This window comes from Dactylosporangium aurantiacum, from assembly GCF_000716715.1.
Taxonomy (GTDB): domain Bacteria; phylum Actinomycetota; class Actinomycetes; order Mycobacteriales; family Micromonosporaceae; genus Dactylosporangium; species Dactylosporangium aurantiacum.
In genome coordinates, this window is sequence record NZ_JNYJ01000004.1 from 155,145 (window position 1) to 167,775 (window position 12,631).

Below are 12,631 nucleotides of genomic sequence, written 5' to 3' on the forward strand. Positions count from 1 at the left end.
TCCCGCCGGGCACGCCCCCGCGAGGAGCCCACGCGCCAGGCAGCGCCGCGCCGAGGAAGTCGCGCGCGCCGGGGTGCGGGCAGGGAGGTGGCGGCGCCCGTACACCCGCGGAGGCTGTACACAGGAAGCATGAGCTTCCCGAGATCAGCCACCCCGCTGCCGGACGTCCAGCGGGTCCTCTGCGTGTTCGCCCACCCCGACGACGTCGACTTCGGCAGCGCCGGCACCGTCGCCGGCTGGGTCGACGCCGGGATCGAGGTCGGCTACCTGCTGGTGACGCGCGGCGACGCCGGCGGCTTCGACGACACCCCGCGGATGCTGATGCCCGCGCTGCGGGAGGCGGAGCAGCGCGCGGCGGCGTCGGTCGTCGGGGTCAACCACGTCGAGTTCCTGGACGGGTACCGCGACGGGGTGCTCACCGCGTCCATCGAGCTGCGCCGCGACATCACCGCGGCGATCCGCAGGTTCCGCCCCGACCGGGTGCTGACCAACTCGCCGCTGCGCCGCTGGGACCGCATCGCCGGGCCGAGCCACCCGGACCACCTGGCCACCGGCGAGGCCACGACGTGCGCGGTGTACCCGGACGCCCGCAACCCGTTCACGTTCACCGAGCTGGGCCTGCCCGAGTGGACCGTCCGCGAGATCTGGTACTCCGGCGGCCCCGACCCCGACCACCTGGTCGACATCACCGCGACGTACGAACGCAAGCTCAAGGCGCTGCGGGCGCACGTGTCGCAGACGTCCCACCTGGAGGACCTCGACGGCCTGATGCGCCAGCGCCTGGCGGCCACGGCGAGCGCGGGCGGCCTGCCCGACGGCAGTCTGGCGGAGGCGTTCTCCGTGTTCCACACGGTCTGAGGCGGCACCGCGCAAAGAGGCGGCCGCCCCGGAACCCGGAGCGGCCGCCCTCAGCACGAACAGCGTTACGCGGTGAAGCGGACCCGCCGGCGACGGACCATCAGCAGCAGCGCCACGCCGCCCGCGACGAGCAGCACACCCGCGGTGATCGCGCCGGTGAGCTTTACGCCGGTGACCGGCAGGTGCGGCACGGGCGGGGTCACGGTGACCGTGGCCTGCGCCTCGAGCTGGGTGCCGGCGACGCCCGCGAGGATCAGCTTCTGGGTGTCGTTCGGCTTCTTGGCGGTGATGAACATCCGGCCGATCGGCACGGAGCCGCTGCCCTTGGCCTGGATCGTGACGGTGCCCGCCGCGTCGGCGACGACGTAGAACTTGCCGCCGTTGGGCAGGGACGTGACGTCCTTGCCGTCCGCGTCGACGAGCTTGCCGCCGACGGCGGTCAGCGCGGCGTTGCCACCGCCGGAGACGACGGTGAACGGCCCGATCTTCTTGCCGGCCTCGCCGGTCAGGGTGTTCGGGTTGATCTCCAGCTTCGGCTGCGGGTCGGCGGCCGGGCTCTTCGACGCCTTCACGAGGTACTCGCTCACGGCGACGATCACCTTGTACTGCTCCAGCGTGTTGCCGGTGTTGAAGCCGTCGTTGGTGTCGCGCAGTGCGAACAGGTTGCCGTCAGTGATCGTCCAGATGGCGCTCTGGGTGCCGGCGTAGACCAGCTTCTTGAGCAGCTCGGCGTCGATCCCCGCCGGCTTGGTGCCCTTGGCCGCCTGCAGCAGCGCGTCGGCGCTCACGGTCGGGTACGCGTGGGTCAGCACCCACTGCACCTGGCCGAGCTCGGCCTCGGTGGGCGAGGAGTTCTTGTTGCTCGACCACGCCGCCTCGACATAGGCGGGGTCGGTGATGTCGCGCGCGAAGTCGATGCAGTACGCGAGGACGGGCTCGGACGCGCCGGCGACCTTGAGTCCGAGACGCGGGGCGCCGGTCTCGTTGCCGTTCGGGTTGTCCTTGGTGTCCTTCGAGTTGATGACCTTGATCGCGCTCTTGGGGTCATCGAGGTAGACCTGAGTGCCGGTGACGGTGTCGGCATGGGCGGCGCCGGCTCCACTGAGCGCGACGGCACCCCCGACGAACACCGCTGCGGCCAGACCGGCCAGACGGGAGAGGCGTGACACGGTGACTGGACCACCTTTGAAGAGAATCAGGGGGACGCTCGTTTCTAGCGGTCCGAGACCCCTCCTGTCACCTCGGGCGTCACTCCAGTCACACCAGTCACACCAGTTTGTCCGGATAAACCGGGGAAAAAATCAAACCAGACGGCGATCCGCCGCCCAGCGCGACAACTCATATCGATTGGACATCTGCAGTTTGCGCAGCACGTTGGACACGTGCGTCTCGACCGTCTTGATGGAGATGTAGAGCTCCTTGGCGATCTCCTTGTACGCGTACCCCCGCGCCAGCAGCCGCAGCACCTCCCGCTCCCGGTTGGTCAGCTGGTCCAGCTCCGGGTCGGCGACCGGCGCGTCGGGGCGGGCGGCGAACGCGTCGAGCACGAACCCGGCGAGCCGGGGGCTGAACACGGCGTCGCCGTCGGCGACCCGGCGGATCGCGTCGGCGAGCTCGTCCGGCGAGATGGTCTTGGTGACGTACCCGCGGGCGCCGGCCCTGATCAGCCCGATGACGTCCTCGGCGGCGTCGGAGACCGACAGCGCCAGGAACCGCACCTGCGGCCGGGTGCGGCGCATCGCGTCGAGCACGGCCCGGCCGCCGCCGTCGGGCATGTGCACGTCCAGCAGGACCACGTCGGGCTCCAGCGCGGTGATCTTCTGGACCGCCTCGGCGACCCCGCTGGCCTCGCCGATCACGTCGACGTGCACACCGAGCTCGGCGCGGACCCCCGCCCGGAACATGGCGTGGTCGTCGACCAGGAACACCCGCAGGCGCTGCGTCTCGTCAGTCATCATTTCTCCGTATCGATGGGCAGGCTCAACCGCACCTCGGTGCCGTCGCCCGGTGTGCTGCGGATCTCCGCCTTGCCCCCGTGCCGCTGCATGCGGGCCAGGATCGAGCCGCGGACCCCGTGCCGGTCGGACTCCACGGCGGTGAGCTCGAAGCCGACCCCGCGGTCGCGCACGAACACGCTCACGCAGTCCGGCTCGACCTCCGCGTAGAGCGACACGGTCTCGACCTTGGCGTGCTTGGCCGCGTTGACCAGGGCCTCCCGGGCGGCGGCGACGATCGCCGCGACCCGCTCGTCGACGTCAACGTCGCCGACGACGACCGTCTCGACCGCGATCGCGAACGTGTCCTCGACCTCGGCCGACGCCTCCTCCAGCGCCGCGCTGAACTTCTCCGTCGGCGACGCGGTCGGCTTGTACAGCCAGTTGCGCAGGGTCCGCTCCTGGCCGCGGGCGAGGCGCTGGACCTCCTTGACGTCGCCGGCGTTGCGCTGGATCAGGGCGAGGGTGTGCAGCACCTGGTCGTGGACCATGGCGGCCAGCTCGGCCCGCTCCTGCTCGCGCACCCGTGCCTCGCGCTCGGTGCTGAGCTGCGTGAACATCCGGTACAGCAGCGGGGCGAGGGCGAGCCCGACGCCGGCGAGCGCGACGGCGGCGAAGCCCAGGCCGTAGCCGATCGAGGCGAGGGTGGCGCCGCTGATCGGCACGCCGGCGACGAACGCGCCGATGATGCCGATCACGACGAGCAGCCCGCCGCCGATGAACCGCACCAGGTAGGACTTGCGGTTGTTGTCCATGACGGCGCCGAGCCACGGCATCCCCGGCACGGTCGCCGACCAGCGCTCGCGGCGCTTCGGGTCCGCCTGGTGCCAGATGATGCCGGCGCCGAGCGCGATGACCGCGGCCAGCCAGCCGATCACCGCCTGCAGCCCGCCGGTCGGCTTCACCATCAGCACCAGCAGCACCATCCCGACGCCGAGCGCCAGGAACGAGAACAGCTGGTTGACGTTGCGGCGGCTGGAGCGCACGTGCGGCGGCATCGGCAGCACCGCCCAGAACGCGGCGTAGAGCAGCGCGCCGAGCCCGTTGAACGCGGCGAGCGCCACGAACGCCACCCGCACCAGCACCACGGAGGCGCCGAGGTGCGCGGCGATGCCGGCGGCGACCCCCGCCACGACCCGGTCCGCGGGCTCGCGGTAGAGGCGGCGGACGGGGACTGGGCTGCTCATCGGGCTCGTTTCGGCTCGTGGTGGGCGGGGTGGCCGTGCGGCGTCCAGCAAATCGTCACACGCGGACCGACGCCGGGACCACTCCGAGCGACCCTGGAACCGGCAAATCAGGGTGGTGTCAGGGTCGATGCCTGAGGCGGCCAGGGCTCCGCGTCGGCGACGATCAGTGGCATGACGAACCCGCCTGCCGCCGACGAGCCGGCGGCGCCCCGCTACGAGGCCGACTACCTGCCCGACGGCGAGCCCGCCGCGGGCACCGCACGGCCCGACCCGGTGAGCGCGCCCCCCGCCGCTCCCGTCAGCGCCGCCCCGGTCAGCGCGGAGCCCGCCAGCGCCGCGCCCGCCGACCCGGCCCCGGTCAGCGGCGCCCCGGTGAGCGCCGCCCACGTCAGCGCGGCCCCCGTCAGCGCGGCCCCCGTCAGCGCCGCTCCCGTCAGCGCCGCTCCCGTCAGCGCCTCTCCCGTCAGCGCCGCTCCCGTCAGCGCGGATCAGGCGGACGAGACGCCCGCCGGCGAGGCCCCCACCTACCCGCTGGTCGCCGCCGCGGAGCGGCCCGAGGTCGACCTGACCAAGGTCGAGCGGGGCGAGCCCGTCTCCACGCCACCGGCCGACGAGGGCTTCACGTCCCCCGCGGGCGCCGTGCCCCCGCCGGGGTCCGTCCCGCCCGGCCCCACGCCGCCGGGCGCCACGCCACCCGGTGGCACGCCGCCCGGCGGGTTCCCACCCGGCCCCCCCGGCACGCCGCCGGGCGACGGGCCGTTCGGGCCCCCTCCGGGCGGCAACAACCCGTTCGGCACGCCGTTCGGCAGCGGCTTCAACCGCGGCAACCTGGTGCGGCCGCTACAGGGCCGGTACGTCGCCGGCGTCTGCGCCGCGATCGGGCGGGCCACGAACACCGACCCGACGCTGTGGCGGGTCATCTTCGCCGTGCTCACGCTCGCCGGCGGGGTCAGCATCGTCGCGTACCTGCTGGGCTGGCTCCTGCTGCCGGCGGAGGGCGACACCGGCTCCCCGCTCGAGGCGCTGCTCGGCCGGGGCAGGTCGACGACGTCGGCGCCCCTGGCGATCGTGATCGGCGTCGGCGCGGTGGTGGCGTTCCTGCTGGTGATGTCGCGCAACGTCGGCGCCGCCGCGGTCGGCCTCGCCGTGGTCATCGGCGTGGTCGCGCTGCTCGTGCGCGGCCAGGGCAACCTGCCGCCGGCCCCGCTGGGCGAGCCGCAGGGCGGCACACCGCCGGGGACGCCGCCCGGGCCGTTCGTGCCGCCGCCGGCCCCCGCGCCCACGGCACCGTTCCCGCCGTCCGTCCCGCCGTTCCAGGCGCAGCCCGCGGCTGCCGGGGCTCCGGCGGTACACCCGGCGTGGCTGCAGCAGCAGACGACCGCGACCCGGCCCGTGGTGCCCCCGGCACCCGCGCCGACCGTCGTGCCGCCGGCACCGCCGCTGCCGCCCCTGCCGCCCCTCGCGCCGGTCGGCTACCGGCCGCCGTTCGCGCCGCACGGGCCCTTCGGCGGGCGCAGCCCCTACGCGGCGTCGCTGGGGTTCCCGCCGCCGGGCGCGCCGGGGGCGCCGTACCCGGGACTCGCACCGACACCGCCGAGGCCCCCGAAGCCGCCCAAGGTGCGCTCGCGACTCGGCCGGGTGATCTTCTCGCTGATCTGCCTGTCGCTGGGCGTGCTCGCCGCGCTCGAGGTGACCAGCCAGGACTTCCTGGTCAGCACCTACTTCGCGGTGCCCCTGGCGATCGTCGCGCTCGGCCTGATCGTCGGCGCGTGGTTCGGCCGGGCCAGGCTGATGATCCTGCTCGGCGTCGTGCTGAGCATCGCCCTGGCGATCGCGACCGCCTCGCGGGCCGACAACGGCGACCGGCAGCGGCACATCGAGAACATCAGCATCAGCCCGTCCACCGCGGCCGAGCTGGACCACGAGTACCGCACCGACATCGGCGACATCAACGCCGACCTGTCGCGGGTCGACTTCACCGGCGAGGACGTCGACGTCAGCTTCCGCGTCGACCTGGCCGGCAACATCCGCATCATCCTGCCGCCGAACGTGGACGCCACCGTCGACGTCCGGGTCGAGGGCGGCGACTGCCGCGTCTTCGGCCGCCCGTGCGGCGGGTTCAACCAGACCAACGAGTTCACCGACAACGGGGCCGACGGCGTCGGCGGTGGCGAGCTCCGCCTTGACCTCGACGTTCGCTGGGGCAACCTGGAGGTGACCCGATGAAGCCGCACCGCACCGACGGCCTCTCCCTCACATTCGGCCTGATCTTTCTCGGCATCGTGGTGGTGTGGCTGTTCAACCAGGCGGTCAACGTCCATCTCAACGCCGGCTGGATCGTCGCCATCGGCCTGATCGTCTTCGGGCTGCTGGGGCTGCTGGGGGCGCTGCGCTCGGACAAATCCGACAAGCCGTCCAGTTCGGTGCCGGCGTCGTCGGTACCGTCGTCGCACGACCCGGACGACGTCGACTAGACACGGAATATGCTGGGCCGGCGGGGGCGTGCTCCCCCGCCGGCCCTTGCCTTGTCGTCTCGTCTCGTCTCGTTGCTTGAGGAGCTCCCCAGACATGACCCAGTTCCCCGTTGGCGGCGCGTCCGGCGTCTCCCGCCGCCCGATCCAGATCGGTGACCGCGCCGCCCGGGTCCTCGCCACCGAGCTCGCCCGTCACGGCGGGCCCAAGACCGGCCTCCTGGTCGGCGCGCCGGCCGGCTCCGCCACGCTCGCGGCCGCGATCGACGCGCTGCTGCCCGAGGACCGGCTGACCGTCGTCGCGACCGCCGCAAGCGGTGCCACCGGTGCCGGCGGCGGTCGGTTCGGGGCGGCCGCGGCGCTGCGGGAGCACGTCGAGCGGCAGGGCCGCTGGGTGACCGACCGGACCCGCGTCGTCGAGTCGCTCGCCGACGCCGAGCCGGCCGACGTGGTCATCCTCGCCGAGCCGCTGGCCGGCAGCGCCGACGACGCCCGGGCGGTCCTCGCCGACCTCACCAAGCTGGTCAACGCCGGCGGCGTCCTCACCGTCGTGGTCCCGGCGACCCGCCTGCCCAACGGCGCCGCCGACGAGGTCGAGCGCCAGGCCGCCCTGTACGGCGTCGGCAGCGACCTCGTCCTGCGCAACGTGCCCCCGGTCCGCGTGCACCGGCTGCGGCACACCCCGGCCCACCACGCCGCGGCGAGCAACCTGCTGCCGGCCCTGCGCCCGTCGAGCGTCCCCCTCACCCGGGGCATGCACATCGACTCCAACGGCGTCGCCGCCGCCGGCATCGCCCTCGGCCTGGCCGCCCTGGCCAAGGCCGCCCGCCCGAAGTCGAAGCTGTGGCTGGTCCCGGCGCTCGCCGCCGCCCCGGTCGCCGCGTTCTTCCGCGACCCGCAGCGCGACGTCCCCGAGGACAGCAGCGCCGTCGTCGCCGCCAGCGACGGCAAGGTCCTCGGCGTCGAGCGCCTGCACGACAAGCGCTTCGGCGACATGGAGTTCCTCCGCATCGCCGTCTTCCTGTCCGTCCTGGACGTGCACGTCAACCGCGCCCCCGTCGCCGGCAAGGTCGTCGACTACTTCGTCGAGGACGGCGGCTACGCCGCCGCGATGAAGCCCGAGGCGGAGCACAACGTCGCGGCGTACACCCTGCTGGAGACCGCCCACGGCCCGGTCGCCGTCGTCCAGCGCACCGGCCTGATCGCCCGGCGCATCGTGCAGCGCGCCCCGGTCGGCTCCCTGCTGGCCAAGGGCGAGCGGTTCGGCCTGATCCGGTTCGGCTCCCGCACCGACGTGTACCTCCCGGCCGACAAGGCCACCCCGGCGGTCGCCCCCGGCGACCGTGTCGTGGGCGGCGCGACGGTCATCGCCACCTGGCTCTGACGCGGTGCACCTCCGGCAGGACCGGGCGCCGGCCGTTCGCGGCCGTGCCCCGGTCCTGCCGGCGCTTTTCCGGCCCGGGGCCGTCGCCCGCGTGAACGCTCCCCCGGTGCGGGGACGCGCCGGACACGGCAGCGCCCCGCGGCCGGGCGGACCGGTGCGGGGCGCTGGTGGAGCGGAGGCGCAGGTCAGGCGGTGACGTGGCGGCGCTGGCGGAGCCAGAGGATCGGGCCGCTCACCAGGTACGCGAGCACCACCGCGACGAACGTCAGGCGGAAGTCGACCAGGGCGCCCACCACCGGCAGGGCGAAGAGCCACGGCGGGAGCTTGGCGAGGCGGGCGAGCTTCGCGTAGGGGAAGCTGGACACCATCGCCAGGCCCAGGACGGCCACGCCGGCGACGCGCAGGGCCGGGGGCATCTCCGGGGCGATGAGGGTGGCCAGGGCCAGCACCGCCGCGCACATCGTGGTCGGCACGCCGCAGAAGAAGCGGCCGTCCTTCGGGGAGACGTTGAAGCGGGCCAGGCGGATCGCGGCGCAGGCGGCGACCAGGGCGCAGGCCGGCATCAGGACGGCGGCCGGGGCGGAGCCGTTGAGCCACGCGTAGACGACGACCGGGGCGGCCAGGCCGAAGGAGCACATGTCGGCCAGGGAGTCCATCTGCGCGCCGAACGGGCTGGCGACGCCGAGGCGGCGGGCCAGGAAACCGTCGAGGCCGTCGAAGACGACGCAGGCGATGAGCAGCGTGGCCGCGATCCGCACGTCGCCGTGGTTGACGGCGACGAAGATCGCGGACAGGCCGAGCAGCAGGCTGCTGATCGTGCAGGCGTTGACGAGGGCGAAGCGGATGCGCCGGGCGAGGGTACGCTCGCCGGGCAGCAGCGGGATGCTGAAGCCGGGGGCGTCGTCGGGGGCGGTGGTGACCGGCGGCACGGCCGGGCTGACCGGCGCGACGGCCACGACGTCTCGTGACAGTCCGTCACGGCGGCGCATACGGAGCCGGGGCAGCCGGACGCGGCCCTGGCGGGTGTCGGTCTCGTCCGGCGCGGGCATGAGCAGCGAGGTGGCGCCGGCGACGTTGCCGTCACCGCGACGGCCGACCCGCCCGGCGAAGAGCACCTGACGGGCGAGCGAACCGCTGCGTCGCAGCCGCCCTGCCCACTGCCTGCCACCACCGGGGCGCGGGCTGTCCGTGGTGCGTCGTCGCTGCCAAGGTGCTCTCGGCACTGATCCTCCATGCAGGAACGGGGTTCCTACGGTCGCATTCCAGGGCGTTTTGCCCCGACTAGTCCGTCTTCGCGAGAGTGCCTCGCGATCTACACCATCGCATATCGTGTCGCGCTTGGCGATGGCTCAGATAGGAACCAGCCTAGAAACATGCTCTTCCAGGGGTGACACCGGACTACTCAGCGTAGTCCTAAATTTACCTACAATTTATCTTAACGATGACGATCACTTCCCCGCCGCGGGAGTGAGGCGGCCCACTGGACGACCTCGGTGACCTGGAGGCCGGACAGCTCCGCCCGGGTGAACCAGGCCGCCGCCGCGGTCGAGCCGCCGGCCGCCTCGGTCACTGTGGGTGTACCCGGCTCGGGGACCAGGACGCGGTAGAGGGCGCGCACCGCGTGCCAGTTCATCGGGTAGCCCTCGGGGCCGACGACGCCGGGGTTGCGCCGGTGGGTGACGCCGAGCAGCTCGGTGACCTCGCCGCGCTGGCCGGTCTCCTCGAACAGCTCCCGCAGCAGCGCGTCGGCGGGCTGCTCGCCGGGGTCGGTGCCGCCGCCCGGCAGGTGCCACTTGCCGGCGCCGGGATAGCCGGTGGCGATCCGGGTGAGCAGGACCCGCTCGTCGGGGTCGGTGACGAAGCCGTACGCGGCGAACCGCTGCCCGGTCGGCAGACCGTTGGGGTCCGCGCGCTCGGTGAAGTCGCCGACCGCCGCGCCGGGCGCCGGGGCGACCTCGAAGATCACCCGGTCCTCGTGCAGGTCGGGCGTGACGACGGCGTGCACGTCCAGCACCGACAGCACGACGACGGACAGGTCCGCCTGCTCGACGAAGTGCCGGACCAGCGCGGTCGTGGGGCTCTCGCCGTGGCGGACCGGCCCCCCGATGTCGTCGGTGCCGCCGGGGCGGCGGCCGTAGACGGAGATCATCCGGGATGCGGTCATGATCTCAGCGTAGGCCTACCCCGCGCAGCGCCTCCTCGGTGACCTCCGTCAATGCCAGTTCGTCGAGCTCGTCGGGGTCGAACCAGCGGGCCTCCGCGGTCGAGCCGCCGACGTCGTGGATCACGGGGCGGCTGGAGCGGGCCACGTGGACCCGGTAGAACGCGCGGACGCCGTGCCAGTCGATCGGGTACCCCTCCGGGCCGAGCTGGGCCGCGTCGCGGTGCGAGGCGACGCCGAGCAGCTCGACGATGCGGCCGTCCTGCCCGGTCTCCTCGGCCAGCTCGCGGATCAGGGCGACCCCGGGCTGCTCGCCGAAGTCGGTGCCCCCGCCCGGCAGGTGCCAGGAGCCGCCGCCGGGGTACCCCTCGGAGATGCGGGTCAGCAGGACCCGGTTGCGCCGGTCGGTGCAGACCGCGTACGCCGCGAAGCGCTGGGCGCGGTGCAGCCCGTCCGGGCCGGGCACGGCGTAGAAGGACGGCACCTCGGGCACGCCGTCGGGGCGCAGGTCGACGGCGGCCTCGCGCAGGCCGAGCGCGTCGGCGGTGAACCGGCGCAGCGGCAGCTGCTCCGCCTCCTCGCGGGTGACCCAGCGGGCCAGGTCCGTCGGCTGGCCGACCCGGTCGCGCAGCGCGCCGCCGCGCACCGACACCTCGTAGATGAGCCGGTCGGTGTGGATCGTCAGGCCGCGGTCCGGCAGCGCCCGCATGTCGGCCAGGACGTCGCGCAGGCGGAGCACGGCCACGGACAGGCCGGTCTCCGCGGCGGTCTCCCGCACGACGGTGTCCACCGGGTTCTCACCGTGGTCCACGGCGCCGCCGGGCAGCGACCAGACCCCAGGCGTGCCGGACTTCGCCGAGGCCCGGACCAGGAGGAACTCGTCGGAGTCGGCGATGACGCAGTAGGCCGCGATGCGCCGCAGCGGCTGTAACGCAGGAGTCACGTCGATAAATTGTCCGGCAATTCCGGCCGGTGGCAAGGGCGACGCCCCCGTGAAGGGTGATTCATTCCCATTCAATGGTGCCCGGCGGCTTGGACGTAACGTCCACGACCACGCGGTTGACCTCCCGGACCTCGTTCGTTATCCGGGTGGAAATCTTGGCGATCAGCTCGTGCGGCAGCCGGGACCAGTCGGCGGTCATCGCGTCGTCGCTGGAGACGGGGCGCAGCACGATCGGGTGACCGTAGGTGCGGCCGTCGCCCTGGACGCCGACGCTGCGCACGTCGGCGAGCAGCACGACCGGGAACTGCCAGACCGAGCGGTCCAGGCCGGCGGCGGTCAGCTCCTCGCGGGCGATCAGGTCGGCGGCGCGCAGGATGGCGAGGCGCTCCTCGTCGACCGCGCCGATGATCCGGATCGACAGGCCCGGGCCGGGGAACGGGTGCCGCATGACGATCTCCTCGGGCAGGCCGAGGGCGGCGCCGATCGCCCGCACCTCGTCCTTGAAGAGCGTGCGCAGCGGCTCGACCAGCGAGAACTGCAGGTCCTCGGGGAGCCCGCCGACGTTGTGGTGGGACTTGATGTTGGCGGTGCCGGTGCCGCCGCCGGACTCGACCACGTCGGGGTAGAGCGTGCCCTGCACGAGGAACTCGACGTGCTCCTCGGCCTCCAGCTCGCGGGCGGCCTGCTCGAAGACGCGGATGAACTCCCGGCCGACGATCTTGCGCTTCTGCTCCGGGTCGGTGACGCCGGCGAGGGCGCCGAGGAAGCGCTCGGAGGCGTCGACGACCTTCAGCGTGATGCCGGTCGCGGCGACGTAGTCCTTCTCGACCTGCTCGGCCTCGCCGGCGCGCAGCAGGCCATGGTCGACGAAGACGCAGGTCAGCTGGTCGCCGACGGCCTTGTGCACGAGCGCCGCGGCGACGGCGGAGTCGACGCCGCCGGACAGCGCGCACAGCACGCGCTTGGTGCCCACACGGGCCCGGATCGCCTCGACCTGCTCCTCGATGATGTTGTTGGACGTCCAGGTGGGCTCGATGCCGGCGATGTCGTAGAGGAACCGGCGCAGCACCTCCTGGCCGTGCGGGGTGTGCGCGACCTCGGGGTGGAACTGGACCCCGGCGAGGCGGCGGGAGACGTCCTCGAACGCGGCGACCGGCGCGGCCGGCGAGCCGGCGGTGACCGTGAAGCCCTCCGGGGCGGCGGTGACGCAGTCGCCGTGACTCATCCACACCGACTGCGCGTCGGGCAGGCCGCGCAGCAGCACGCCACCGTCCGCGGCGATGCTCAGCGGGGTGCCGCCGAACTCGCGCAGCCCCGTGTGGCTCGCCTCGCCGCGCAGCGCGACCGCCATCGCCTGGAAGCCGTAGCAGATGCCGAAGACCGGCACGCCGGCGCCGAACAGCTCCGCGTCGACCTGGGGGGCGCCCTCCTCGTACACGGACGAGGGACCGCCGGACAGGATGATCGCGGCGGGGCGCTTCGCGAGCATCTGCGCCACCGGCATCGAGTGCGGGACGATCTCGGAGTAGACGTGCGCCTCGCGCACCCGGCGGGCGATGAGCTGCGCGTACTGGGCACCGAAGTCGACGACGAGAACCGGCGGCGGCGTGGTCATGCCCCGAGCCTAGTCGGC

11 protein-coding genes are annotated in these 12,631 nt (G+C 73.5%); 4 read left to right on the top strand and 7 right to left on the bottom strand.

What is annotated here, in order from left to right:
- Positions 1-129 precede the first annotated feature (129 nt).
- Positions 130-858 (top strand): PIG-L deacetylase family protein, encoded by a 729-nt coding sequence (locus OP18_RS05410; RefSeq protein ID WP_052386261.1) that lies wholly within the window; start codon positions 130-132, stop codon positions 856-858.
- Between the two features lie 65 nt (positions 859-923).
- On the opposite strand, the gene OP18_RS05415 is transcribed toward OP18_RS05410, so the two are convergent.
- The 3 genes from OP18_RS05415 to OP18_RS05425 all read right to left on the bottom strand — a co-directional run bounded on the left by OP18_RS05415 (position 924) and on the right by OP18_RS05425 (position 4,039).
- The gene (locus OP18_RS05415; protein ID WP_156089313.1) at positions 924-2,027 is read right to left on the bottom strand and encodes a thioester domain-containing protein; all 1,104 of its coding nucleotides are present in this window, start codon (positions 2,025-2,027) and stop codon (positions 924-926) included.
- 132 nt (positions 2,028-2,159) lie between these two features.
- On the bottom strand, positions 2,160-2,813 hold the full coding sequence (locus tag OP18_RS05420) for a response regulator (protein WP_211273446.1): 654 nt from the start codon (positions 2,811-2,813) through the stop codon (positions 2,160-2,162).
- The gene (locus OP18_RS05425) at positions 2,813-4,039 is read right to left on the bottom strand and encodes an ATP-binding protein (RefSeq protein WP_033357609.1); all 1,227 of its coding nucleotides are present in this window, start codon (positions 4,037-4,039) and stop codon (positions 2,813-2,815) included. Before OP18_RS05425 ends, OP18_RS05420 begins: the two co-directional genes overlap by 1 nt.
- Before the next feature lie 171 nt (positions 4,040-4,210).
- Between OP18_RS05425 and OP18_RS59495 the strand changes: the two genes are divergently transcribed.
- From OP18_RS59495 to OP18_RS05440, 3 genes are all read left to right on the top strand, one after another.
- Positions 4,211-6,265, top strand: a complete 2,055-nt coding sequence (locus OP18_RS59495; RefSeq protein ID WP_052386262.1) for a PspC domain-containing protein — start codon at positions 4,211-4,213, stop codon at positions 6,263-6,265.
- The gene (locus OP18_RS05435) at positions 6,262-6,513 is read left to right on the top strand and encodes a hypothetical protein (RefSeq protein ID WP_052386263.1); all 252 of its coding nucleotides are present in this window, start codon (positions 6,262-6,264) and stop codon (positions 6,511-6,513) included. The genes OP18_RS59495 and OP18_RS05435 overlap by 4 nt, the downstream gene beginning before the upstream one ends.
- Before the next feature lie 94 nt (positions 6,514-6,607).
- Positions 6,608-7,894 carry a phosphatidylserine decarboxylase gene (locus OP18_RS05440; RefSeq protein WP_033357610.1) on the top strand — a complete coding sequence of 429 codons (1,287 nt, stop codon included), beginning with the start codon at positions 6,608-6,610 and terminating at the stop codon, positions 7,892-7,894.
- A 185-nt stretch (positions 7,895-8,079) separates the two neighbouring features.
- Here OP18_RS05440 and OP18_RS05445 read toward each other — a convergent pair whose 3' ends face one another.
- The 4 genes from OP18_RS05445 to guaA form a co-directional block, all read right to left on the bottom strand.
- Entirely contained in the window at positions 8,080-9,039 is a 960-nt protein-coding gene (locus OP18_RS05445) for a CDP-alcohol phosphatidyltransferase family protein (RefSeq protein ID WP_033357739.1), read from the bottom strand.
- Positions 9,040-9,329: 290 nt separating this feature from the next.
- The gene (locus OP18_RS62455) at positions 9,330-10,058 is read right to left on the bottom strand and encodes an NUDIX hydrolase (RefSeq protein WP_081970395.1); all 729 of its coding nucleotides are present in this window, start codon (positions 10,056-10,058) and stop codon (positions 9,330-9,332) included.
- Positions 10,059-10,062: 4 nt separating this feature from the next.
- A complete protein-coding gene (locus tag OP18_RS05455) occupies positions 10,063-10,998 on the bottom strand; it encodes an NUDIX domain-containing protein (RefSeq protein WP_033357611.1) in 936 nt (311 codons plus the stop codon).
- 61 nt (positions 10,999-11,059) lie between these two features.
- Positions 11,060-12,613: a glutamine-hydrolyzing GMP synthase gene (gene guaA, locus OP18_RS05460; protein WP_033357612.1), complete on the bottom strand. Its 1,554-nt coding sequence runs from the start codon at positions 12,611-12,613 to the stop codon at positions 11,060-11,062.
- Positions 12,614-12,631: the final 18 nt, after the last annotated feature.

Bases quoted from the DNA above. Each gene is read 5' to 3' on its own strand.
- OP18_RS62455 (WP_081970395.1), bottom strand. From the start codon at position 10,058: ATGACCGCATCCCGGATGATCTCCGTCTACGGCCGCCGCCCCGGCGGC.
- OP18_RS05410 (WP_052386261.1), top strand. From the start codon at position 130: ATGAGCTTCCCGAGATCAGCCACCCCGCTGCCGGACGTCCAGCGGGTC.
- OP18_RS05435 (WP_052386263.1), top strand. From the start codon at position 6,262: ATGAAGCCGCACCGCACCGACGGCCTCTCCCTCACATTCGGCCTGATC.
- OP18_RS05425 (WP_033357609.1), bottom strand. From the start codon at position 4,039: ATGAGCAGCCCAGTCCCCGTCCGCCGCCTCTACCGCGAGCCCGCGGAC.
- OP18_RS59495 (WP_052386262.1), top strand. From the start codon at position 4,211: ATGACGAACCCGCCTGCCGCCGACGAGCCGGCGGCGCCCCGCTACGAG.
- OP18_RS05440 (WP_033357610.1), top strand. From the start codon at position 6,608: ATGACCCAGTTCCCCGTTGGCGGCGCGTCCGGCGTCTCCCGCCGCCCG.
- OP18_RS05420 (WP_211273446.1), bottom strand. From the start codon at position 2,813: ATGACTGACGAGACGCAGCGCCTGCGGGTGTTCCTGGTCGACGACCAC.
- guaA (WP_033357612.1), bottom strand. From the start codon at position 12,613: ATGACCACGCCGCCGCCGGTTCTCGTCGTCGACTTCGGTGCCCAGTAC.